Origin of the sequence: Roseobacter sp. MED193, assembly GCF_000152965.1 — a bacterium.
Lineage (GTDB): Bacteria > Pseudomonadota > Alphaproteobacteria > Rhodobacterales > Rhodobacteraceae > Pseudophaeobacter.
On sequence record NZ_CH902583.1, the window covers coordinates 1 to 22,240 of the forward strand.

Below are 22,240 nucleotides of genomic sequence, written 5' to 3' on the forward strand. Positions count from 1 at the left end.
GTGCGCCCAGCGGTGTCAAAACTCATGGTGCCACACCAGGGCATATCTGCCAGCGCAAAGGCCTCAGCAGCGGCGCGGAATTCTTCCGGTGCCGAAATGGTCTCAACCCAGAGCACGTCAACACCGCCCTCTTTTAGGGCTTCTGCCTGCTCGTGGAACATCTCAACGGCCAGCTCATGGCTCAGCTCACCCACGGGCAGCATGATTTCACCGGTCGGACCAACAGAGCCGGCAACAGCGATCTTGCGATCCATTTTGTCAGCGACCTCGCGGCCCAGTTCAGCAGCGGCGCGGTTTAGTTCCCGCACGCGCCCCTGAGCGTCATGCAGCTTCAAACGTGCAGCAGTGCCCCCAAAGCTATTGGTCAAAAACAAGTCACTGCCCGCATCCACAGAGCCCTGATAGAGCGCCATGATCTTCTTGGGCTCATCTGTGTTCCAAAGCTCAGGCGCGTCGCCGGATTGCAACCCCATGTTAAAGAGGTTGGTGCCTGTGGCACCATCAGCTAGCAGAACGTCTTTTTCCGCAAGGAAATCAGCAAAGAAAGTGGTCATAGGGAAATCCTGTCAAAGGAAAGGAGATGGGTGCACAGGGGCAGGGCGGCCCGGTGCCGCTTGGTTGGTCCTGCTGTGTCATGGGAGCGGTGAAAGCGCAATTGCATAATCCTCAACTTGATTATGAGGCCCATATTGAGGCGCCCCTGTTGTTTTGACGCCTCTTACGAAGCCTGCGCTGAATTTGGCATGTCGTATTGTTGCGATTGATCCTTGGGCTGCTGCTTGTCCCAGGCAGCATCAGCCCTGCCTTCTTCCGATGCGTTTTCTTTAGTTTGAGGGCTCTCACTGGGTGTAGCAGCAGGCGCGGCTTGCAGGACGGGGTCTGGGTGATGGATCAGCCGGTAGAGCTCAAACCCAGCGATGGTCATGTCATACCAACTGGGGCAGGTCATATAGCGGGGCTGCCACTGGGGGGCGAAACAGGCCTTGAAGCGGCGCAGACCAGGATCCATGCGGGCGGCAAAGCGATGGTCGGGGACTGCGGCCAGCGACAGGCGCGGGATTTCTTCCACTTTGGCGGCGGCAATGGCCGCGCGCAGCAAGATATGGCCAGTCCCATCTGGCGCATCAGGGCAAATGCGGATGAGATCCAGACACCATTCCCCGGAGGCTGTATGCAGGGTGATAAAGCCAATAATATGCTCGTTCTGCCAGGCGAGGAAAACCCGCTGTCCCGCAAGGTAATTGGCCTCAAACCGGCCCATGGTCGTTCCCCGTGCGCCGCCGTGGCGTTGTTGCCAAACCTGATCGAGCGCCTGCATCTGTTCCAGCGGCAGATTGGGCGGAGCGGGGCGCACGCTGATCCCTGCCTTTTCGGCGTGACGTAGTTTGCGGCGCAATTGGCGATGGCTGGACCCAGCTTCGCTAAAGGATGTCGGGGAAACCACCGCTTCGGCGGCAATGCGCAGGACGACCCAGCCAGCCTTGCGGGCGGCTAGGGCATTGCGGGCGGAACATTTGTAAATGCAGGGCGTGGCATTGCGTTGGCGTGCATAACGTCGCAATGGGGCGAGGGTTTCATCGAGGTTGCCCGTCACCGGGTCAAACAGCGCGACAGAGATCTGCGGGCTATCCAGCAGGGCCAGCTGGTTAAACCCAAAAGCCTGAATATGGCCTCCATTTTGACGGATAACCCCAGTTTCAGCCCGCAGTCGATCATAGGGCAGGTGCTCGACCGGCAAGCTTTGCGCTCCCAAGAGATCCGAATCCGTTACTGGGGCACGCATGGATTTCAGGCGATCGGGCAAAACCATCAGAATGCAGGCAATGGTGGCGGGCAGGGCGTAATAGACCAGCCGAAATGCCAGGAGCGCTGCCAACAGGCCGGTGCTGTCGTGGGCAGGAAGCAGGGTAAAGATCATCAGCTCTAGGGGGCCGGTGCCACCGGGAGCGGAAGACAGGATGGCAGCGCCCAGGGCAATGGCATAGACCACCAACAATGTGGCCCAGGAGATCGCCAGCGTCTCTGGTAGCAGGATCCAGAGCGCGCTGCCTGCAGCCACAACATCCATGAAGGCCCAGACCGTGAGTGCCGCCATTGCGGGCAGGGAGGGCCAGCGCAGGGAGAAGGCACCAAGGCGAAGCCGAGGCGCGGCAAAGCTCATGAGGCCGCCGGCAAGAGTGAGGGTGACCAGCAAGGCGCCAAGGGGTCTGAACCATGCGAAGACTGGGACCATGATCATTGCCAGGCCACAAAGCAACGCAAGGGCGGCCATGAAGGTCAAACCCACCAATCCAGTGAGCTGTGCGGCCTGCAGAGCGGTTAACCCCGGCACTAAACGCCAGCGGGCATAGGCTCCGGTGAACAATCCAAAGCCCACCAGTTGGGAAAAGGCGATGGCCGCCATGCCCGCTCGGCGCGCCTGCGGGCCATCTAGGCCGGTTTGCAAATGTCTGTGGGCTACAGAATCATAACGCCCCAGCGCCCAGAAGCTAAGTCCGGTGGCCCCAAAGGCCGCAAGCCATTGCCAAAGCTGCAATTGGCCAAGCAGGCTGCCAAGAGCCGCCAGGGAGGGCAGTTCAATGCGGGTTGAGAGGGCCCAGAGACACAGGGCCGCCATAGCAAAGGGGGCAGTCAGGCGGAGGATCTGAAGGGGCGGTGCTGCCGAGAGAAGTTTGAGGCTCTGCATTTTGCTCTTTCTGCGGGGCCCGATAGGGGCAGAAATGCCAAAATAGCAAGCTGGGGTTTTTGTGACGTTAATACCGCGCCAGTGCGATGCATATGGTTTATATTCTGCCGAATGCCTCTGCCGTGCGACCCATTGCATGGGCAAATACTATATGATTTACAGCAACCTATCGGGGTGATGCCCTGCTGGAAGGGCATCACAAAATGCAGTGGCTTTCCGTCAGCTTAGGTTGCTTCCAGCACCTCCTCGCTGGCTTGGCTCAGAAACTCTGCCATCTGCCTTTTTACGTCTTCGGCGGTGAATTGGCTGTGTTTATGGGCGGCGATATCTGACGTGATCTTATTCAGAACATCGTCATGGCCAGGGTGTTGCAGGTCCGCGCTAACAACTTCGGCGGCGTATTCTTCGGTCTGGGCTGCGTCGAGCCCCAGAATATCCGCGGCCCACTGACCCAGCAGTTTGTTGCAACGGGCACGGGCTTGGAAACGAAGGTCTAGGTCATGGGCGAATTTTGCCTCAAAGGCCTGTGCGCGGTCATCGAATGTCGTCATGTCATGTCCTCCATGGTTGCAACGTCGTGTTGTTAATATGGGGTGTATTTGGCTGGGGGACAGGGATTGCGACAATATGCCAGCGCACAGGCTTTCGGCACGAAAGGGGGTTGAGCGTTCCAGCAGTAAGCACCCAGTAAGCACCGCCAGAGCTTACTGGCTGGCCCGATCTCTCTGGGGCTAGATCTCCGAAACCAGTTCAATTTGACCGGTTTGCGCCACTATACTTGCAGCAATTCCCCCCTTGCCCTATGAGAGCGGCAAGAAACCGGGCCGGGATTCCGGCCTTTACCTCGAAAGGCTCCTCATGGCACGTCGCAAGAAGATCTACGAAGGCAAAGCCAAAACTCTGTATGAAGGTCCGGAACCGGGCACGATTGTGCAGTATTTCAAGGATGACGCCACCGCGTTCAACGCCGAAAAGAAAGACGTGATCGAAGGCAAAGGGGTTTTGAACAACCTGCTGAGCGAATACTTCATGGTGGGGCTGGGCCAGATTGGCGTGCCGACGCATTTCCTGAAGCGTTTGAATATGCGTGAGCAGCTGGTGCGTTCCTGCGAGATCATCCCTTTGGAAGTCATCGTACGCAACTACGCCGCGGGCTCTATGTCCAAACGTCTGGGGATTGACGAGGGCACACAACTGCCGCGGCCAATCGTCGAATACTGCTACAAAGATGACAGCCTGGGCGACCCGCTGGTGTCGGAAGAGCATATCGCGGCCTTTGGCTGGGCCAGTCAACAAGACATGGATGACATCCTGAGCCTGGCGCTGCGGGTGAACGACTTTATGTCGGGCGTGATGTTTGGTGTCGGTATCCGGCTGGTGGATTTCAAGATCGAAATTGGTCGAGTCTATGACGGTGATTTCCAACGTCTGGTGGTGGCCGATGAGATCAGCCCCGACAGCTGCCGTCTTTGGGATATTGAGAGCGGACAGAAGCTCGACAAGGATGTGTTCCGCCGCGATCTGGGTAGCCTTACAGACGCCTATAGCGAAGTCGCGCGTCGTCTGGGCGTGATGCCGAACAATCCGCCAGCTCCCAGCAAACCCACGCTGGTGAACTGATCTGGTAAGGTGAATCTTCCCACTCCGTCCAATGGGCTGGGGTGGGCAATACATTTTCTGCAAAGGGCGCGACCAGGGGTCGGCTCCCATCGAAGCTGAGGAACGACACGATGAAGGCACGGGTGCATGTAATGCTGAAGAACGGGGTTCTGGATCCACAGGGTGAGGCCGTGCGCCACGCGCTTGGGGCTCTGGGCTTTGACAAGGTTGAAGGCGTGCGTCAGGGCAAGGTGATTGATCTTGATCTGGCAGCCGATGCGACCGAAGCTGATGTGACCGAGATGTGCGAAAAGCTGCTCGCTAATACTGTGATCGAATCCTACAGCATCGAGATGAAGTGATGAAAGCAGCCGTCGTCGTATTTCCCGGATCCAACTGTGACCGCGATCTAGCGGTTGCCTTTGAACAAGCCGGTTTTGATGTTTCAATGGTCTGGCACAAGGACAGCGTGCTGCCCGAAGGCGTTGATATCGTAGGGGTTCCTGGTGGATTCTCCTATGGGGATTATCTGCGCTGTGGTGCCATCGCGGCCCAGTCGCCCATCTGCCAGGCGGTTGTTGAACATGCCAACCGTGGCGGCTATGCCATGGGGGTGTGCAATGGCTTTCAGATCCTTACGGAAACCGGCGTGCTGCCGGGGGCGCTGCTGCGCAATGCTGGACTGAAATATATCTGCCGCACTGTGGACCTGCAGGTTGCGACCGAGGACAGCGTCTTTACCCAGGGCTACGCCAAAGGCGATGTGATCGGCATTCCAATCGCCCATCACGATGGCAACTACTTTGCCGATGCCGATACCATTGCCGCGCTGAAGGATCAGGACCGCATTGCCTTTACCTATGCCGACAACCCAAACGGATCCGTGGACGATATCGCTGGTATCCTGTCGGAGAACCGACGTGTGCTTGGCATGATGCCGCACCCGGAGCGCGCCGCTGACGAAGGTCACGGTGGCACCGATGGAACGGCAGTCTTTCGCGCATTGGCGGGTATCCTCGCCACCGCGTGACTTGAGCTCCTGCGGCGTCAGGAATAGGATTACCCTATGAATGCGCCGCAGACCTCTAAGCCACCCCCCGCAAATGAAACCGGATCGCGCACCATTCCCTGGGGCGCGCGGCTGGCGCTTTTGCTGTTTATGGCGGTTGCGGCCGTCACCGTCTGGGTGACAAATCAGCAATTAACGCATCGCTTTACCGACAGTACCCGCAACCGTGGCGAGCTACGGTTGGCGCTGTATTCTGGTAACCTTGTCAGTGAATTGCGCCGCCATGCTATTGTGCCGCAGCTCTTGGCACGGGACCAGACCCTGATCGCGGCGCTGCAAAGTCAGGACTTCTCTCTGTCGACACAGCGGCTGTTGTCTTTCATTGATGAAATTGGCGCCAACTCGATTATGCTCATGGCGAGTGATGGGCGCACGGTCGCGGCGACCAACCGAAACCGTCTGGGTGAAAATCACCGGAATGAAGCCTATTTTGTCGATGCAGCGCGGGCCAAATCCACTGTTTTCTCTGTGATCAAGCGTGAGGTCGGCGGCTACCGCTTTACCTATTCGCGCCGCATGGTGGATAGCTCTGGTCTTTTGGGTGTTATCGTCATTGAGGTTGATCTGCGCAAGTTTGAGCGCGCCTGGGCCGGGGTTTCGGATGCGGTGATGGTCACCGATAGCAAGGGTAATATCGTGCTGGCCACCGAGGCTCGCTGGCGGGGGCTGCAAGAGGAAGAGGCCTTGCTGCTGCAAACGCCCGAAAGTGCCATTCAGCGCGCCATCCGGGCGACCGCAGACTGGAGCACGCTGCCACCCGATGCCTATCTTCAGGGGGAGGCGGTGATGCGCCTCGACAACCGGGTGCCCTTTCAGGGCTGGCGGATGACCTCCTTTACACCTTTTGCCTCGATCCGGGAGAAGGTGAACGCGGTTCTGGCCCTTGAGATCATGGGATTCGCCATACTGCTGGCGCTGGCCTTTTATGCGCTAAGCCGTAAGACCGCGCTTAGGATGGCGCTGTTTCAGCGAGAGTCGGCGGAGCTTCGCGTATTGAATGCGCGGTTGCAGCGGGAAATTGCCGAGCGAGAGCGCATGCAAAAGACACTCGCCGTGGCCGAACAAAGCCTGGCGCAGAGCTCCAAACTGGCCGCCCTGGGGGAGATGTCAGCCGCTGTCAGCCATGAGCTAAATCAACCCTTGGCGGCGATGAAAACATATCTGGCAGGTGCGCGGCTTTTGCTCAACCGTAACCGCCCTGACGAGGCTCTGGCCTCCTTTGGACGGATTGATGATCTGATCGAGCGCATGGGGGCCATTACCCGACAGCTGAAATCCTATGCCCGAAAGGGCGGGGATGCCTTTAGCCCTGTAAACCTTGGCGATGCGCTTGCCTCCAGCCTGTCGATGATGGAGCCACAGCTGCGCCAGCGCCATGTCAAGATCACGCGCCTCCTGCCGGAAGATCCGGTTTTTGTTATGGCGGATCGCATGCGGTTGGAACAGGTCATGGTCAACCTCTTGCGCAATGCGTTGGATGCTACCAAATCAGTGGAAGAGCCCGAGGTCGAAATCCTGTTGGCCGCAGGGGAGACGGCGACGTTGACGGTGCGCGACAATGGCGTTGGGATTGAGGATTTTGGCAGCCTGTTTGATCCGTTTTATACCACCAAACAGGCCGGGGACGGTGTCGGGCTGGGGCTTGCTATCTCCTCTGGGATCGTGAACGACCTAGGGGGACGGCTCGCCGCGCGTAACGGGCAGAAAAGCGGCGCCGTGTTTGAGATGCAATTGCCGATTCTTGCGGACGGCATTGAGGCCGCTGAATAGCGGCCCAGACAGAACAAAGAGAAGGGGGTGCCCTATGGCACAGGCCATGAAAATCGCGATCGTGGATGATGAGCAGGATATGCGTCAATCGATCAGCCAGTGGTTGGCACTTTCGGGCTATGACACGGAAACCTTTGCCAGCGCTGAAGAGGCGCTCAAGGAGCTGGGGGCAGATTACCCGGGTATTGTGATCTCCGATATCAAAATGCCAGGCATGGATGGGATGCAGTTCTTGAAGAAACTGATGGGCAGCGACAGTGGCCTGCCAGTGATCATGATAACTGGCCATGGTGATGTCCCCATGGCAGTTGAGGCGATGCGCGTCGGGGCGTTCGATTTTCTGGAAAAGCCCTTTAATCCTGACCGCATGTCAGAGCTGGCAAAACGCGCAACCGGCGCCCGCCGTCTGACATTGGATAATCGGGCTCTGCGCCGTGAGCTGTCGGATGGCAGTCAGATCATGAAGAAATTGATCGGCATGAGCCCGGTGATGGAACGTCTGCGCGAAGATATTCTCGACCTTGGGCAGGCGGATGGTCATGTGCTGATCGATGGAGAAACCGGCACTGGAAAGACGCTTGTCGCCCACGCGCTGCATGCGGTTGGCAGCCGGGCCGGAAAAAAGTTTGTACTGATTTCTTGTTCCGCGCTGGAGGAAGAAGCCCTGTCCAAACGCCTGTTTGGCCCAATGCAGCCCGAAGACAGCCTGTTGCCTGCCCTGGAAGAGGCGCGCGGCGGCACATTGGTGCTGGAAGGGGTTGAGGCGCTTAGCGAGGCGCTGCAAGCAAAACTCCTGAGCGCGATCAATGAACAGGGGATGCCGGGGGAGACGCGGATTATTGCTATCTCTAACCTGCAAGAGGCGGGGAAAACCTGCGAAGACGCTCTGCGCCCGGATCTGTTTTACCGTCTGGCAGCGCTGCGGATCATGGTGCCACCGTTACGCCAACGTGGCGAAGACATTCTGACGCTCTTTACCCGGCTCTGCGAGCAGTTTGCAGAGGAATACGGCTGTGATGCTCCACAGGTCTCGGCGCAGGAGGCGGCCCAGTTGCTGCAGGCCCCATGGCCAGGAAATGTGCGCCAGCTGATCAATGTGGCCGAACGTGCGGTGCTGCAGGCAAGACGCGGTTCCGGAACGATCGCGTCGCTACTGATGTCGGATCATGAAGAGATGCAGCCTGTAATGACCACAGAAGGCAAGCCCTTGAAAGAATATGTCGAAGCCTTCGAGCGGATGTTGATCGACAACACCATGCGCCGTCACAAGGGGTCCATTGCCAGCGTCATGGAAGAGCTGTGCTTGCCGCGCCGGACCCTGAATGAGAAGATGGCTAAGTACGCGCTGCAACGCTCTGACTATCTGGGATAGGCACGATCTTACCCATGGCGCAGAGGTTGCCCTGTGGGTAAGCGGGCTTTCTGGTGTAACCTCAGTGATTTGGCCTGTGGGCAGTCCGATCTGCCTGCATTCGCTCTAGGTTTGTTCATCAAACATTCATCATTTTGCCTTTTACCCGGTTTGTTGCCGTTTCGACAGGCCAGGAATGACGAATGTCCATTGTCATTGCCGCTGCGCTGGTCTTATGGTGACCCTATGGGATGTGGTTTATCTACCCGCCCAGGAATGATTGAGATTCGCTGTCTCGCAGATCTTTACGGCGTGACCGGAAAGTCGGAACGACCCGACCACGGCATGGACCGCAAATGCAAGACAGACCGATTGGCTCCGAAACCAAACGGAGCAGCTAAGCGCCTCTTTGAAAAATCAAGGAGGAATAACAAGGCAGGCAACGGGCCCTCCCGACCTGTCGGAGAAGAAACGCGATGACGCGCGCGCGAGCGAAGAGCATACAGGCACGAGGACCGGACATCAGTTCCAGGGCTATCTCCTGTTGTGCGCCGTCCCAGATCGCCCTGACAAGACACCCCCCAATACATGCGCGGCCCCCTGATGAGGGAAGGCCTGCGTCTGCGCAGGGCAGGTGCACTAAGGAAACATGGCAAAGAAGATGCTTATCGATGCCACCCACGCGGAAGAAACCCGCGTTGTGGTGGTCGACGGAAACAAAGTTGAGGAGTTCGACTTTGAATCTGAGAATAAACGCCAGCTAGCTGGCAATATCTATCTGGCAAAAGTCACACGAGTAGAGCCGTCTTTGCAGGCCGCTTTTGTGGAGTATGGCGGAAATCGCCACGGGTTTCTGGCCTTTTCGGAGATCCACCCAGACTATTACCAGATCCCAGTTGCTGACCGCGAAGCCCTGATGGAAGAAGAGCGCGCCTATGCGGAAGCACAGCGCGCCCGTGATGACGAAGAAGAGTCTAAACCTTCCCGTTCGCGCTCTCGTGGCCGCAAGGGGTCACGCTCCAAGGCGGCCAAGGTCAATTCAGGCGATGCTGTAGAGACCAAAGAGGTTGCCCCGGCCAAGGCCGAACCGGCTGCGACACCTGATGTCACCGAGAATGAAACCCCAGTGGTTTCGGAAATCGCTGGTATGGAAACCATCGACCTGGTGGATGAAGTGGAAAGCGATGAGGCCAAATTGGCCGAAGTTCCAGAAGGCTCTTCGCCGATGGAACGGGTCGCTGATACACCAGTCGAAGAACCCGACGGCGCAGAAGGTATCGCAGCAGAACAGGTCTCTCCAGAACCCGCCGTCAGTGTTGAAACCGGAAGCCAAACTGACGAGCCTGATGCTGTAGAAACCCCGGCTCAAGAGGCATCCGAGGATACGGCCGCAGAGCCTGTTGCGGAAGAGGCAAGCGTTTCCGAGGCGCCTGTTGCTGCAGAGGCATCGTCTGGTGATGCCGTTATTCAGTCAGCAGGCAGTGACGATGCCAATGCCGACACTGACACAGCGGCCGGGGACGATTCCGGTGAGAGTGAGGAAGAGGCAAAGGCGCCTTCGGATGCCAGTGCAAAAGATGAGAGCATTGAATCTGTTGCTGACGAAGACGATAGCGAAGACATTCGTCCGGCACGGAAGCCACGCCCACGGCGCTACAAGATACAGGAAGTGATCAAAGTCCGCCAAGTTCTGTTGGTGCAGGTTGTCAAAGAAGAGCGCGGCAATAAGGGCGCGGCTCTGACGACCTATCTATCGCTGGCCGGCCGCTACTGTGTTCTGATGCCAAATACCGCGCGCGGCGGTGGCATCAGCCGCAAGATCACCAACGCAGTTGACCGTAAGAAACTGAAAGACATTGCCACTGAAATCGACGTGCCCTCGGGCGCGGGTCTCATTGTGCGTACAGCCGGTGCGAAACGGACCAAGGCAGAGATCAAGCGTGACTATGAATACCTGCAACGGCTTTGGGAACAGATCCGCGAGCTGACCTTGAAAAGCGTCGCTCCGGCCAAGATTTATGAAGAAGGTGACCTGATCAAACGTTCGATCCGCGATCTCTATAATCGTGAGATTGACGAGGTTTTGGTCGAAGGCGAGCGCGGTTACCGCATCGCTAAGGACTTCATGAAGATGATCATGCCGTCCCACGCCAAGAACGTGAAGAACTATCAGGAAACCTTGCCACTTTTTGCACGCTTCCAGGTCGAAAGCTATCTTGGTGGCATGTTCAACCCCACTGTGCAGTTGAAATCAGGTGGCTATATCGTGATCGATACCACCGAGGCTTTGGTGGCGGTGGATGTGAACTCTGGCCGGGCGACCAAACAGTCCTCCATTGAGGAAACGGCGCTTAACACCAACCTGGAGGCCGCCGAAGAGGTTGCTCGCCAGCTGCGCCTACGTGACCTTGCTGGCCTGATCGTGATCGACTTCATCGATATGGATGAGCGTAAGAACAACGCCGCCGTTGAAAACCGTATGAAGGACAAGCTCAAGACCGATCGCGCCCGCATTCAGGTGGGGCGGATCTCGGGCTTTGGCCTGATGGAGATGTCGCGCCAGCGTCTGCGCCCTGGTATGATCGAGGCGACAACCCAGCCTTGCCCACATTGCCACGGCACCGGGTTGATCCGTTCGGATGATAGTATGGCCCTGTCGATCCTGCGTCAGATCGAGGAAGAAGGCACCCGCCGCCGCTCGCGGGAGGTTCTGGTGCGTTGTCCGATAGATATCGCTAACTATCTCATGAACCAGAAACGGGAGCATATCGCCCAGATCGAGGCGCGCTATGGTCTGTCGGTCCGTATTGAAGGGGATGCGCATCTGGTTAGCCCCGATTTCACTCTGGAGAAGTTCAAAACCGCAACCCGTGTTGTCGCCGTTTCAGCGGCTCCGGTTGTGTCTGCGGATACATCATTGATGGCGCAGGTCGATGCGGATGAGGCAGAAGCCGACGAAGACGAACTGCCGCAGGATGAAAATTCAGACGCGGTGGCCGATTCAGGGAGCAATGGCGAAGATAAGCCAAAGCGTAAGCGCCGTCGTCGGCGCCGCCGCAAGTCAGGCAATGGCGGAGAAAACTCTGAGAGCGATCGCAATGGCTCTGAGGCTGGGGGCGGTTCAGAAGCTTCCGAAACTGCAGCTGAGAATGCAGCAGAGGGAGAGGAAAACCCCGCATCTGAGACCGGTGAAGAGGCCGGATCCGAGGAGAAAAAAACGAGCCGTAAGCGTACCCGCACCCGTGGCGGCCGCTCTCGCAGCAAAAAGACGGAGGCGAGTGACGCCCCCTCTGTTGACACAGCTGAGGGAGCAGAGACACCCGCGGAGCAAGGCGGCGAGAGTGCGCCTTCAGAGGGGGAGGCCAAGCCCGCGTTGGAGGCCGAGCCTGTTCCTGAAGCTGCGGCTGATACGGTAACTGCAGCGCCTGCTGAGGCCGTGGCACAAGCGGACCCCTCTGTCGTCGAGGATGTAGCTGTGGCTGAGCCTGCTGAATCGGCAGAGGCCGCAGCCTCTGAAGCGCCTGCTCAGGATGTGGTGGCGGAACCTGCTGTTGAACCTGCTGATCCAGAAGCGGAAACAGTCGCCGTTGAAGAGGCCACTGCGGCGGCAGAGGTCGTTGATGCACCTTCTGCAGAGCAGGATGTGATTGCAGCGGAAGCGGCTGAGCCGGTTGCCGAAGCTGCTGAGAAGCCCGCTGAAAACGCGGAGCCTGAGGTCGCGCCCGCCGTCGAGCCGGAACCTGCCGCTCCGCCCAAGCCCAAGCGGCGCGGATGGTGGTCCATTGGATAAGAGAATAGGCGGCCCCTTGGGTCGCCTTTTTCTTTGCCGATGATTTTTGGGCCTGCCTATCGGGAGCAGGCGATTGAACAGAGGGGCTGTAGCGGTGACAAGCAACGGAGATCCAAATCTGTTGAGCGAGATTCTCGAACACGAGACGCGGGTCTGGCAGGCCTTGGTCACAGGGGATATCGCAGCTGACAAGGCGGCGCTCGACGCAGATTTCCTCGGCGTGTACCCCAGCGGTTTTGCCACTCGGAGTGAGCATTGTGATCAGCTGAGCGAAGGCGCGACAGTGGTCTCTTTTGAGCTGAATGAGGCGAGACTATTGTCGCTGGGTGGAAATCATGTGTGCCTGTCCTATTTGGCCCGATACCTACGCCCAAATGCCGAAGCGCAGGAGGAGATGTATGTGTCTTCCATCTGGCAGCGTCAAAACGAAGGCTGGATCAATATCTTTAGCCAGGACACGCCTGTTGCAGGGGCCATACCCGTTTGAAAGGCCTCGGCTTTTCAGTGTTTACAGGGGTCCATAGACGTAAAACCACACAGGGTGAGTGGCTTAGCCGCCTTTGCGAATGTGGTAGATCTGATGGCTTTCTACTGCCGACTGGCCAAGCAGAGCATGCCCGGATTCGGTGCAAAAATGCGGGATGTCGATGATGGCAGCAGGATCATCTGCCAGAACCTGCAATACTTCGCCTTCAGCCATGGATTTCAGCCGTTTGCGCGCTTTTAGCACAGGCAGGGGGCAGAGCAGCCCAATGGCATCCAGGGTGGCATCATTCTGAGGGGCAGGTGTTGTCATAGGTTTCAGATAATCCGTCGCTCACGTCCTGTCCACAAGGATGTGACCAATGCCCCCCGTGACCTTTGCCACCGGCTGGTCTATGGGTCATGAAAGCCTGGTTTTGGGGAACGAGATGTTTGGAATTGAGATCATAGATGCGGGGCTCTTGCCTGCAATGTTTGTGGCGCTTCTGGGCGGCTTGGTGAGCTTTTTGTCGCCCTGTGTGCTGCCGATTGTGCCGCCCTATCTCGCCTATATGAGTGGTGTCTCCATCGGAGAAATGCAGGGCACGGAAGCGGCGCGGCGCAAGGTAATACTGTCAGCGCTGTTCTTTGTCTTGGGACTGTCGACGGTCTTTTTGTTGTTGGGGTTTACCGCCTCCTTCTTTGGGGCTTTTGTGCTGCAAAATCAGGAGTGGTTTGCCCGCGCCTCTGGCGTTGTCGTGATCATCTTTGGTCTGCATTTTCTTTCGGTCTTCCGGATTCCTATCTTGGATCGTGAGGCGCGTGTTGATGCCGGGCAGGCAGGAGGCTCGGTGGTCGGGGCCTATGTTCTCGGGCTGGCCTTTGCCTTTGGCTGGACGCCCTGCATTGGCCCACAGCTGGGGGCAATCCTAGCCTTGGCCGCCTCTGAGGCCTCGGTCAGCCGGGGCACCCTGTTGTTGGGGATCTACGCTCTTGGCCTTGGGGTACCTTTCCTTCTGGCGGCAATTTTCCTCAACCGCTCCATGGTGGTAATGAATAAGATGAAACGCCATATGGGTTTGATTGAGAAACTCATGGGGGGGCTGCTGCTCTTGGTGGGCCTTATGCTCGTCACCGGGCTGTTCTCTACCTTCTCCTGGTGGCTGCTCGAAGCCTTCCCTTTCCTCGCAACCTTGGGCTAATGCCGCTGGCGCGGGCTAATATTGCCCTTCCCTGACAGAGTGAGGGGGAGGGATTTTTTCTGCCTTAAGCCGGTCGCGGCCTTACTCTGGTCGAAAACCTCGCCTATTCTTGCTGACATATGCAATGAGGCCAGGGAATGGACAGCACGACGGCGGGCGCAACAGGGCAGGGTCTGCGAACCAGCGAGACTATAGAGGCTGCACCGGTGCGGGCGCGGCGGGTGTTTTATATTCCCGGCTATGATCCCATCCATCCGCGCCGCTACCGCGAGCTGTACCGCAAGGAGGGCGCGGCCCAGGCAGAGATAAGCAACTATGATCTGTCCCTCACGCCGCAACCCCCGGCGCCTGGCGGCACTGGGCAGCGTCCCTATGGCTGGCAGGTCTCAGCAGAGATCGACGGGCAGGAGGTGCGCACGGAATTCAGCGTACTCGTTTGGTCCGATATTGTGCGTGACAGTATGGATGCCTCGATCTTGGGAACCTATTTGCAACTGATCCGAACCGCCTGGATTTACATCTCCTCTGGCACGCTGGGGCGTTTGATGCGGCTGCGCAAAGGTCCGGTGATCGCGGCGCTATATCCGGTCGCAATGCTCCTGATACAGGCGCTCTTGGCGCTTGTGTTGCTTTGGGCCTGTGTGGCGGGCTGGTCCGCAGCAATGGCATTGGTTGTTGAGAGGGGGCAGGGGCTCGCTTTGCTGCCCGGTTGGGGGATCGGGGCGGTTGCAGCTCTTGCCTTGCTCAGATGGTTCAAAAAGCAGGACGGCAAATTCTTTGCCTATTACCTGATGCATGACTATGCCTATTCTGCGGCGTCACGCGGCGAAAACCCGAAGGATCTGGAAGCACGTATCGCGGGTTTCAAAAGGGAAATCAGCGCAGCGCTGCAAGCTGGCGATATTGATGAGCTCTTGGTCGTCGGGCATTCTTCTGGGGCCCATGTCGGGGTGTCGGTTCTGGCCGATTTAATCCGCGAGGGGCTGCCTGATCCCTGCCCGGAAATCGGCTTTTTGACCCTTGGTCAAGTGGTCCCCATGGTATCGTTTCTGCCCCATGCCAGTCGGTTGCGCGGAGATCTGCGTTACCTGTCTCAGCGGGAAGAGATCGCCTGGATAGATGTTTCAGCGCCGGGAGATGGCTGCGCCTTTGCACTCTGTGATCCGGTTGCGGTCAGTGGGGTGGCTCCGGCGGATAAACGCTGGCCATTAGTGTTTTCCGCAGCCTTTACCCAAACGCTAAGCCCGGCACGTTGGGCGGAGCTGCGTTGGCGATTTTTTCGCCTGCATTTCCAGTATTTATGCGCCTTTGACCGTCCGGGAGACTACGACTATTTTCGTATTACGGCCGGTGCGCAGACCCTGCGCCAAAGGTATAAATCCCGCAAGGCCTCTGCCAGCAGGATTGATGTGCCCGTTTCCAAATATACCTCGGTGAAACCGCAATGAATGGGCCTAAGAGACAGCCCCCCAAACCCGCAGCGCGGCCCTCTCGGGTCTCGCTCTGGCGCTATGTAAAACTGTTTCGCGAGGATATCCTGTCTGCGCAACCCGGAAAGCTCTACCGGGCCTGGATGGCAGAGTTTCGCGCCCCGAGCTTCCGCTCCTATCTGATCAACCAACCTGACTTGATCAAACGGGTGTTGAAAGAGCAGCCTGATGATTTTCCCAAGTCTGACCGGATTGCGGAAGGGCTAAAGCCGCTCTTGGGAAGCTCGGTATTCCTAACCAATGGAAAGACCTGGAAGCGCCAGCGACGCATCATTGATCCCGCCTTCGAAGGGGGGCGGCTCAAGGTCACCTATCCGGCCATGCGGGCGGCAGCGGATTCGGCTATCTTGCGCCTTCAGACGCGGGTTGGGCAGGGTAGGAATATCGAGGTCGAAGAAGTGACGAGCCATGTGGCGGCGGATGTTATCTTTCGAACGCTTTTTTCTATCCCGATAGAGAACGAAGTGGCGAGCGAGGTTTTCACCCGGTTTCGCGACTATCAGCGTAGCCAGCCTTTGCTGAACCTCGCGGCCTTTGTGCCGCTCCCCAAATGGATGCCCCGGTTTTTTCGCCGCGGAACCCGCCCCAATGCCAATGTTATTCGCGCGTTGATCACCGATTTGACCGAATCCCGGATGGCAGAGATCAAGGCAGGGAAAGCCCCCGAGGACCTGGCCACCAAGATCATGACCACCACGGATCCCGAAACCGGAGAGCGGTTTGATGCGCAGGAGATGGTGGATCAGGTGGCGATTTTCTTTCTCGCTGGCCACGAGACGAGTGCCTCTGCCCTGGCCTGGTCGCTCTACCTGTTGGCGCTTTATCCGGACTGGCAGGAACAGCTGGCACAAGAGGCCGAGGCGCTGGCGGATGAGAGTTTCGCAGCCATATCAAAACTGCGCCTGTCGCGAGATGTGTTTCGCGAGGCCCTGCGGCTCTATCCACCGGTGCCAATGATGGTACGGGAAGCAACTTGCCCGGTGCAGTTTCGCAACCGCGCAGTGCCAAAGGGGGCACAGATCGTGCTGAGCCCCTGGCATTTGCACCGGCACGAGCGGCTTTGGGATAATCCAGACGGATTTGATCCCAGCCGCTGGCAAACGGAAAATGGCAAACAGTGCCAGCGAGAAGCCTATATTCCGTTCTCCGCCGGGCCACGGGTTTGTCCGGGTGCTGGGTTTGCCATGGTGGAGGGGGCATTGATCTTGTCGATGATCCTGCGTCATTTCAAAATCACTTGCGTTGAGGGCGCTGAACCTGTGCCTGTGGCGCATTTGACGGTACGCTCCAAGAGTGGGATCTGGTTGCAGTTTACGCCTCGCACTGCGGCAGATCACTCTTGAGTGGGAAGCCGGGATTGCAGATCATGCAGGACAAACAAACGAATAGCAGAGGCCAGACCGCAGTCAGCGCCGCGTGCCTCGTCGATCTCTGCGGCTAGCTCATTGATTGGACGGCTGGTCCGCGTGGCAATCTGGCGAAAGGCCAGCCAAAAAGGATCCTCCAATGAGACCGAGGTCCTGTGCCCGCGCAGCGTCAGAGAATGCTTGCGGGGGCGGCTGTTCATGGATCGCTCTTGTCGCCGTTAAGGTGGCCATCAAGATCGCGCTTTGCCTTGGCGGCACGGGCCTTTTCCAGCTCTTTGTCCAGCTTGTTACGTCCAAATTTCACAGCGTTTTCGTCGGCGCGGGCCCTATCCTTGGCCCGCGCCTGTGTCTTCCGATACCGGTTCAGATTTACCGGCTTACCCATTAGTCCTTGGGACCGATCATCTGTTCAGGGCGGACAACTGCATCAAAGGTCGCCTCATCCACAAAGCCAAGCGCGATGGCCTCTTCTTTGAGGGTGGTGCCGTTTTTGTGGGCGGTCTTGGCAACCTTGGTGGCATTGTCATAGCCGATGGTCGGGGCCAGAGCCGTCACCAGCATCAGCGACTCTTTCATCAGCTTGTCGATGCGTGGCTCATTGGCCTGAATACCGTTCAGCATCCGTTCAGTAAAGCTGTCGGTGGCATCGCCCAACAGTTGGATAGACTGCAAAAGGTTATAGGACATCATCGGGTTATAAACGTTGAGCTCAAAGTGGCCTTGGCTGCCGGCGAACTTGATCGCTGCGTCATTGCCCATGACATGCGCCGCCACCTGCGTCAGCGCTTCGGCCTGGGTGGGGTTCACCTTGCCGGGCATGATTGAGGATCCTGGTTCGTTTTCCGGCAGGATCAGCTCACCCAGACCGGACCGGGGGCCGGAGCCCAAGAACCGGATGTCGCTGGCGATCTTGTAGCAGCTGCCTGCGATGGTCGCGAGAGCCCCCGACAGAAAGACCATGGCGTCATGCGCTGCGAGGGCTTCAAACTTGTTGGGAGCGGTGACGAAAGGCAGATCGGTGATCTCTGCCATATTGGCTGCCACTTCTTCGCTCCAGCCTTTCTGAGTGTTCAGGCCCGTCCCAACAGCGGTGCCGCCCTGCGCCAGCTCGTAGATGCCGGGCATGGCCAACTCTACACGGGCGATGCCCTGACGGATCTGATGGGCATAGCCCCCAAATTCCTGTCCCAGAGTCAGCGGAGTCGCATCCTGAGTGTGTGTCCGGCCAATCTTGATGATGTCTTTGAACTCTTCTGATTTGTTCTCAAGACCCTTGGCGAGTTTTTCCAGACCGGGCAGCAGCACGTCACGTACCGACATGGCAGTTGCGATATGCATGGCGGTGGGGAAGGTATCGTTCGAGGACTGCCCCATGTTGCAATGGTCATTGGGGTGCACTGGATCCTTGGAGCCGATCACGCCGCCCAGCATCTCGATTGCGCGGTTGGCGATGACCTCATTGGAATTCATGTTGGACTGGGTGCCAGAGCCGGTCTGCCAGACCACGAGGGGGAAGTTGTCGTCGAACTTGCCCTCAATCACTTCGCCTGCGGCTGCGATGACAGCATCGGCAATGCGGTCTTCCATCTTGCCCGATGCCTTGTTGGCCATGGCGCAGGCCTTTTTGATCACACCCAGCGCGCGCACGATCGCGACAGGCTGCTTTTCCCAACCGATGGGGAAGTTCATGATCGAACGCTGAGTTTGAGCGCCCCAATACTTGTCTGTAGGAACCTCTAGCGGACCAAAGCTGTCGGTCTCGGTGCGGGTGTCTGACATCTTGTCTATCTCCGTCTGGTATGCCGTTGCATGCCGTTTATACGCTGCGTCGACGCGACGCAATTGGCCGTTTGCGCGCAGCATAGCTTATCATCAGCCAGGGTATAGGGAGAATTCGTCGGAGTTGGCTTGTTCCATATCATTGCCAGCTGCGCTGAGATCTTTAGAGTGGGATCAAAGCCCCCGCTCTTGACACGCTAGTAGGAGATCACAGTGATCCAAACGGTCGCAACCAGACAGGCAAAGCCTGCAGAAAATGCCATCCGATCAACGTCTTCTCTGCGGGGGAAGGGACTTGGGCTTTTGTCCCTGATGTTTTTGACCCTGGCCCTGCTTTGGGGCACTGCGGTACGGGCCTCAGCCCATGACATATCCGATTTCTGGGGCAGCTATGCGGGCTCGGTCGAGGTGGTCAACAGTGATGGCGAAAAGGATCTGCGGGATTTGAGCGTCGTCCTGACCCGGACTGCTAAAGGCTTTGTGGTGCAGTGGAGTACTGTTACGGAAAAGGGGGATGGGCGACGTAAGGAAAAAGCCTACACAGTTGAATTCATCCCCAGCGAACGCGAAGGTATCTATTCAGCCGCGATGCAGCGCAATGTTTTTGGACATGAGGTGCAACAGGATCCCATGAAAGGGCAGCCCTATGTCTGGGCGCGCCTGTCTCATGACACCCTGACAGTATTTTCAATGTTTATTCATGAAAACGGCGACTATGAGATGCAGCAATATGACCGCAGGGTGACGCCTGAAGGTCTGTCGTTGGTTTTCACCGCCCGCGTAAACGGGCTCCCTGTTCGCCAGATAGAGGCCGATCTGTTAAGGCGGTGACATCCCCGGAAAAGGGGGCGATGGGGCGAAGAACTGACCTGTCTCAAATGAATAAATCAGGCGTCAATTGCCTCAGAGAGTTCTTTTGGATAGGAACAACCCCTCGTTCAAGGCCAACAGACGGGGTGAACAGTTTCTGAAAGGCCAGAGGTTGCAAACCCGCCTCGCTGTATCACCGTGCCCCACCCAAAAGCTGGGCGGGCAAAATCAAACGGGCCTTAGGGTTTGCGGAAACTATCCAGAGAGACAACATCCCCCTCAGATGGGCGCTTTGCCACATCGGCAGCTTCGTCTTCATCATCAAGGTGATCAACGGTATCGTCACCTTCATCATCGCTCTCTTCAGCGGCCTCAAACCGCAGGCCGAATTCCACCGAAGGGTCCACAAAGGTTTCGATCGCGTCGTAAGGAATATAGAGCGGCTCTGGCGCGTCACCAAAGTTCAACGTGATGCCAAACCCATCCTCGCCAACCTCTAGATTGTCGTACCAGTGCTGCATCACCACGGTCATGGCGCCAGGATAACGATCCCGTAGCCAATCTGCCAGCTGGGCATCCGGGTGGTTGGTGTCAAAGGTGATAAAGAAGTGATGGTTGCCAGGCAGACCTTTATCCGCAACATCCTGCAGGACGGTGCGAATGAGGCCGCGCATGGCGGAGTGCATCAGATTGCCGTAGTCGATCTCGCGGGACATGAAAGACACCCCTGTTAAATTGCTGCATCAGCATAGAAGATTCTGCCAGAAACTAAAGGGGATCTGGGCCCGTTTTTGTCATTATTTTGAACCTTTAGCAAAGGGGGTGACCTCCTCTGTGGGGCGGGCGTTTCGCTATAGAATAGACGGTATCGATTGGGTGCCGAGGCCTGCGAGGGCCATCACTGCGAGCTGCCCCAAAAGTCGCCCCCGCAGAACACATGCGGCCAGCGCCGCTGCGAGGGTCAGCCCCAGCGCTGCGATGTTCAGGCTGGTTAGATCTGGCCAGGGCATTGTCAGGGGGCCACTTTGCAACTGGGTGACCTCTTCAAACAGGACATGCAGTGTAAACCAAACCATCAAGTTGAGGATGACGCCGGTCACGGTGGCAGTGATTGCCTTTAGGGCCGAGGCCAGCCGAGGTAGGGCAGCGAGGCGCTCCACATAGGGGGCAGCGGCAAATATCCAAAGAAAACAGGGCATGAAGGTCGCCCAGAGCGCAGTAGCCCCTGCGGCCAGGAAAAGCGCCAGTCCCCCCTGTTTCAGCCCCGCCAGCATGGCCACAAACTGGGTCACGAGAATGAGCGGGCCTGGGGTGGTTTCGGCCAGGCCAAGCGCATCGATCATCTCTCCAGCATTGATCCACTGGTGTTGCTGCACGACGGCCTGGCTCATATAGGCCAGTACAGCATAGGCGCCCCCAAAGGTGACCACGGCCAACTTGGCAAAGAACCAGCCGATACTGGCAAGAAAACTGCCTCCAAATAGGCTGAGACAGATCAGTGGCAGGAGCCAGAGTCCGCCCCAGATCAGTACCGTGTTCAGGGTGTGTTGGACCCCAATGGTTGGTGCTGCCTTTGTGAAAGGGGGGGGAGTATGGGATTGGCGGGAGCCTGCCATCGTCATCAGGCCAAAGAGCCCAGCTGCCAGGATCACCAGGGGGAAGGGCAGGCCAAAGGCAAAAAGCGCGATAAAGCCAAATCCCGCCAGTCCCCAATCCCTGCGGTGTTTCAGGGCCTTGTGGCTTAACTTCCAAAGTGCCTGCAGAACAATGACCACCACGGCGGCCTTAATGCCAAGGAATGCGGCCTGCACGGGAGGCAGCGCCCCAAATACAGCGTAAAGCCAGACCAAAGCGGCAATCACCAGCGCTCCTGGCAGGACAAAGAGAAGTCCCGCCAGCACGCCGCCAAGTACACCGCGCAACCGCCAGCCGGTATAGGTACACAGCTGCATGGCCTCTGGCCCAGGCAGCAACATGCAAAAGGACAGGCCGCGCAGAAAGCTCTCTTCGTCCAGCCAGGGGCGTTTTTCTACAAGTTCACGATGCATCACCGCGATTTGGGCCGCCGGACCGCCAAAGCTCATAAGGCCTATTTTGCCAAAGGTACGCCACATCTCGCGCCAAGACACTGTTTTCACCGGTTGGTTCCTTGGCTCATCGTGTGTCTCCTGGGGCCCGCTCGGGGGCATTGGCGTTGGCCTCATGGTGTGAGGATCACGCCCTCTGGCGCAGTGATGCGATCAGGGCTGGGGTTTGTCAAGAAAGCAGCAGAGCCACAGGCGTTCACCGGTGGCGTGCGCCGGACGATGGCGCAGGGACCTAAGAAAACAGAAGCCAGAACAGGGGGAGCCTTAGATTGAAGGGTAAGATGAAATATGGGGGGAAGTGCAGGTTTCTGTTGCCAGGTACCTGCGAACCCCGCCAGTCGCTGCTAGGCGAAAGGACTTAAGTTTCGGTTTTCCGAACTGCTTACGCAGCCAGGGCTACCGGAGCACGATTGTCATTTGCAATTGTACAGTTTTCGCCGATAACGGTGGCAGACAGCCGAGACAAAGCTAACCCCTTTAGACGTCCGTCGATCCTGTTTCGACCCCATGATGCCCAAATGAAGCATGTTTGGTGGAGTCGCCGGGTACCGCCCCCGGGTCCGATCCGTTTATTACGAGCGCATTTATGTCCATAGTTCCCGAAGGAACATCTGTAACATAAGGGATTGTAGGGCGAATTTGAAGTGGTGAAGCGCCCTTTTTTGCCAAGGACTTCTATTTTCTTTGCGCCAAGGTATTTGAGCTGGCTTATGGGTCCAGCCACTGCCGATGCTATGCGCCGGCACCCCCGGAATATTTGGGGCCAAATGAAGAGTAA

At 57.7% G+C, this 22,240-nt stretch carries 20 protein-coding genes and 1 other RNA gene; 11 read left to right on the forward strand and 10 right to left on the reverse strand.

From position 1 onward, the window contains the following. From bmt to MED193_RS02585, 3 genes are all read right to left on the reverse strand, one after another. The coding region (gene bmt, locus MED193_RS02575; RefSeq protein WP_009808072.1) for a betaine--homocysteine S-methyltransferase at window positions 1-554 on the reverse strand (554 nt) is incomplete at its 3' end. Between the two features lie 164 nt (window positions 555-718). Then, window positions 719-2,686: a phosphatidylglycerol lysyltransferase domain-containing protein gene (locus MED193_RS02580; RefSeq protein ID WP_009808074.1), complete on the reverse strand. Its 1,968-nt coding sequence runs from the start codon at window positions 2,684-2,686 to the stop codon at window positions 719-721. Between the two features lie 224 nt (window positions 2,687-2,910). Continuing rightward, on the reverse strand, window positions 2,911-3,237 hold the full coding sequence (locus MED193_RS02585; protein ID WP_009808075.1) for a DUF1476 domain-containing protein: 327 nt from the start codon (window positions 3,235-3,237) through the stop codon (window positions 2,911-2,913). A 307-nt stretch (window positions 3,238-3,544) separates the two neighbouring features. On the opposite strand from MED193_RS02585, the gene purC reads away from it, so the two are divergent. From purC to MED193_RS02620, 7 genes are all read left to right on the forward strand, one after another. Then, window positions 3,545-4,306, forward strand: a complete 762-nt coding sequence (gene purC, locus MED193_RS02590) for a phosphoribosylaminoimidazolesuccinocarboxamide synthase (protein WP_009808076.1) — start codon at window positions 3,545-3,547, stop codon at window positions 4,304-4,306. A 110-nt stretch (window positions 4,307-4,416) separates the two neighbouring features. Then, window positions 4,417-4,647, forward strand: a complete 231-nt coding sequence (gene purS / locus MED193_RS02595; RefSeq protein WP_009808077.1) for a phosphoribosylformylglycinamidine synthase subunit PurS — start codon at window positions 4,417-4,419, stop codon at window positions 4,645-4,647. Beyond that, window positions 4,647-5,315 (forward strand): phosphoribosylformylglycinamidine synthase subunit PurQ, encoded by a 669-nt coding sequence (purQ, locus tag MED193_RS02600; RefSeq protein WP_009808078.1) that lies wholly within the window; start codon window positions 4,647-4,649, stop codon window positions 5,313-5,315. Before purS ends, purQ begins: the two co-directional genes overlap by 1 nt. Window positions 5,316-5,351: 36 nt before the next feature. After that, window positions 5,352-7,124, forward strand: a complete 1,773-nt coding sequence (locus MED193_RS02605) for an ATP-binding protein (RefSeq protein WP_009808079.1) — start codon at window positions 5,352-5,354, stop codon at window positions 7,122-7,124. 34 nt (window positions 7,125-7,158) lie between these two features. After that, entirely contained in the window at window positions 7,159-8,496 is a 1,338-nt protein-coding gene (locus MED193_RS02610) for a sigma-54 dependent transcriptional regulator (protein WP_009808080.1), read from the forward strand. A gap of 628 nt (window positions 8,497-9,124) precedes the next feature. Then, the gene (locus MED193_RS02615) at window positions 9,125-12,265 is read left to right on the forward strand and encodes a ribonuclease E/G (RefSeq protein ID WP_009808081.1); all 3,141 of its coding nucleotides are present in this window, start codon (window positions 9,125-9,127) and stop codon (window positions 12,263-12,265) included. A 94-nt stretch (window positions 12,266-12,359) separates the two neighbouring features. Continuing rightward, entirely contained in the window at window positions 12,360-12,752 is a 393-nt protein-coding gene (locus MED193_RS02620; RefSeq protein WP_009808082.1) for a DUF4440 domain-containing protein, read from the forward strand. 63 nt (window positions 12,753-12,815) lie between these two features. On the opposite strand, the gene MED193_RS02625 is transcribed toward MED193_RS02620, so the two are convergent. Further along, entirely contained in the window at window positions 12,816-13,061 is a 246-nt protein-coding gene (locus MED193_RS02625; protein WP_009808083.1) for a sulfurtransferase TusA family protein, read from the reverse strand. A 115-nt stretch (window positions 13,062-13,176) separates the two neighbouring features. On the opposite strand from MED193_RS02625, the gene MED193_RS02630 reads away from it, so the two are divergent. The 3 genes from MED193_RS02630 (at window position 13,177) to MED193_RS02640 (ending at window position 16,762) form a co-directional block, all read left to right on the forward strand. Continuing rightward, window positions 13,177-13,929 carry a cytochrome c biogenesis CcdA family protein gene (locus MED193_RS02630; protein WP_039966573.1) on the forward strand — a complete coding sequence of 251 codons (753 nt, stop codon included), beginning with the start codon at window positions 13,177-13,179 and terminating at the stop codon, window positions 13,927-13,929. Window positions 13,930-14,135: 206 nt separating this feature from the next. Further along, window positions 14,136-15,377: a hypothetical protein gene (locus tag MED193_RS02635; protein WP_050757614.1), complete on the forward strand. Its 1,242-nt coding sequence runs from the start codon at window positions 14,136-14,138 to the stop codon at window positions 15,375-15,377. After that, entirely contained in the window at window positions 15,374-16,762 is a 1,389-nt protein-coding gene (locus MED193_RS02640) for a cytochrome P450 (RefSeq protein WP_009808086.1), read from the forward strand. Before MED193_RS02635 ends, MED193_RS02640 begins: the two co-directional genes overlap by 4 nt. On the opposite strand, the gene MED193_RS02645 is transcribed toward MED193_RS02640, so the two are convergent. Genes MED193_RS02645 through fumC form a run of 3 tightly spaced genes read right to left on the reverse strand, consistent with a single transcriptional unit; the run spans window position 16,753 to window position 18,565 of the window. Continuing rightward, window positions 16,753-16,986, reverse strand: coding sequence for a ribbon-helix-helix domain-containing protein (locus MED193_RS02645; RefSeq protein WP_009808087.1), 234 nt, complete (start codon window positions 16,984-16,986; stop codon window positions 16,753-16,755). The two genes, MED193_RS02640 and MED193_RS02645, sit on opposite strands and share 10 nt — an antisense overlap. After that, the gene (locus tag MED193_RS02650) at window positions 16,983-17,171 is read right to left on the reverse strand and encodes a DUF4169 family protein (protein ID WP_009808088.1); all 189 of its coding nucleotides are present in this window, start codon (window positions 17,169-17,171) and stop codon (window positions 16,983-16,985) included. The genes MED193_RS02645 and MED193_RS02650 overlap by 4 nt, the downstream gene beginning before the upstream one ends. After that, window positions 17,171-18,565: a class II fumarate hydratase gene (fumC, locus tag MED193_RS02655; RefSeq protein ID WP_039966576.1), complete on the reverse strand. Its 1,395-nt coding sequence runs from the start codon at window positions 18,563-18,565 to the stop codon at window positions 17,171-17,173. Before fumC ends, MED193_RS02650 begins: the two co-directional genes overlap by 1 nt. 213 nt (window positions 18,566-18,778) lie before the next feature. On the opposite strand from fumC, the gene MED193_RS02660 reads away from it, so the two are divergent. After that, on the forward strand, window positions 18,779-19,396 hold the full coding sequence (locus tag MED193_RS02660; RefSeq protein ID WP_254655423.1) for a hypothetical protein: 618 nt from the start codon (window positions 18,779-18,781) through the stop codon (window positions 19,394-19,396). 218 nt (window positions 19,397-19,614) lie between these two features. Here the strand turns inward: MED193_RS02660 and MED193_RS02665 are convergent, their stop codons facing one another. The 3 genes from MED193_RS02665 to ssrA all read right to left on the reverse strand — a co-directional run bounded on the left by MED193_RS02665 (window position 19,615) and on the right by ssrA (window position 22,110). Further along, window positions 19,615-20,091 (reverse strand): SspB family protein, encoded by a 477-nt coding sequence (locus tag MED193_RS02665; protein WP_009808092.1) that lies wholly within the window; start codon window positions 20,089-20,091, stop codon window positions 19,615-19,617. 135 nt (window positions 20,092-20,226) lie between these two features. Then, a complete protein-coding gene (gene chrA, locus MED193_RS02670) occupies window positions 20,227-21,513 on the reverse strand; it encodes a chromate efflux transporter (protein WP_254655424.1) in 1,287 nt (428 codons plus the stop codon). A gap of 246 nt (window positions 21,514-21,759) precedes the next feature. Continuing rightward, window positions 21,760-22,110: a transfer-messenger RNA gene (gene ssrA / locus MED193_RS22500) on the reverse strand. Between the last annotated feature and the right edge of the window lie 130 nt (window positions 22,111-22,240).

Excerpts from the sequence above, each read along its gene's own strand:
- MED193_RS02640 (WP_009808086.1), top strand. The coding sequence starts at position 15,374 with ATGAATGGGCCTAAGAGACAGCCCCCCAAACCCGCAGCGCGGCCCTCT.
- MED193_RS02615 (WP_009808081.1), top strand. The coding sequence starts at position 9,125 with ATGGCAAAGAAGATGCTTATCGATGCCACCCACGCGGAAGAAACCCGC.
- MED193_RS02610 (WP_009808080.1), top strand. The coding sequence starts at position 7,159 with ATGGCACAGGCCATGAAAATCGCGATCGTGGATGATGAGCAGGATATG.
- MED193_RS02580 (WP_009808074.1), bottom strand. The coding sequence starts at position 2,686 with ATGCAGAGCCTCAAACTTCTCTCGGCAGCACCGCCCCTTCAGATCCTC.
- fumC (WP_039966576.1), bottom strand. The coding sequence starts at position 18,565 with ATGTCAGACACCCGCACCGAGACCGACAGCTTTGGTCCGCTAGAGGTT.
- MED193_RS02625 (WP_009808083.1), bottom strand. The coding sequence starts at position 13,061 with ATGACAACACCTGCCCCTCAGAATGATGCCACCCTGGATGCCATTGGG.
- MED193_RS02585 (WP_009808075.1), bottom strand. The coding sequence starts at position 3,237 with ATGACGACATTCGATGACCGCGCACAGGCCTTTGAGGCAAAATTCGCC.
- MED193_RS02665 (WP_009808092.1), bottom strand. The coding sequence starts at position 20,091 with ATGTCCCGCGAGATCGACTACGGCAATCTGATGCACTCCGCCATGCGC.
- MED193_RS02650 (WP_009808088.1), bottom strand. The coding sequence starts at position 17,171 with ATGGGTAAGCCGGTAAATCTGAACCGGTATCGGAAGACACAGGCGCGG.
- MED193_RS02645 (WP_009808087.1), bottom strand. The coding sequence starts at position 16,986 with ATGAACAGCCGCCCCCGCAAGCATTCTCTGACGCTGCGCGGGCACAGG.
- purC (WP_009808076.1), top strand. The coding sequence starts at position 3,545 with ATGGCACGTCGCAAGAAGATCTACGAAGGCAAAGCCAAAACTCTGTAT.
- MED193_RS02605 (WP_009808079.1), top strand. The coding sequence starts at position 5,352 with ATGAATGCGCCGCAGACCTCTAAGCCACCCCCCGCAAATGAAACCGGA.
- MED193_RS02630 (WP_039966573.1), top strand. The coding sequence starts at position 13,177 with ATGTTTGGAATTGAGATCATAGATGCGGGGCTCTTGCCTGCAATGTTT.
- purQ (WP_009808078.1), top strand. The coding sequence starts at position 4,647 with ATGAAAGCAGCCGTCGTCGTATTTCCCGGATCCAACTGTGACCGCGAT.
- purS (WP_009808077.1), top strand. The coding sequence starts at position 4,417 with ATGAAGGCACGGGTGCATGTAATGCTGAAGAACGGGGTTCTGGATCCA.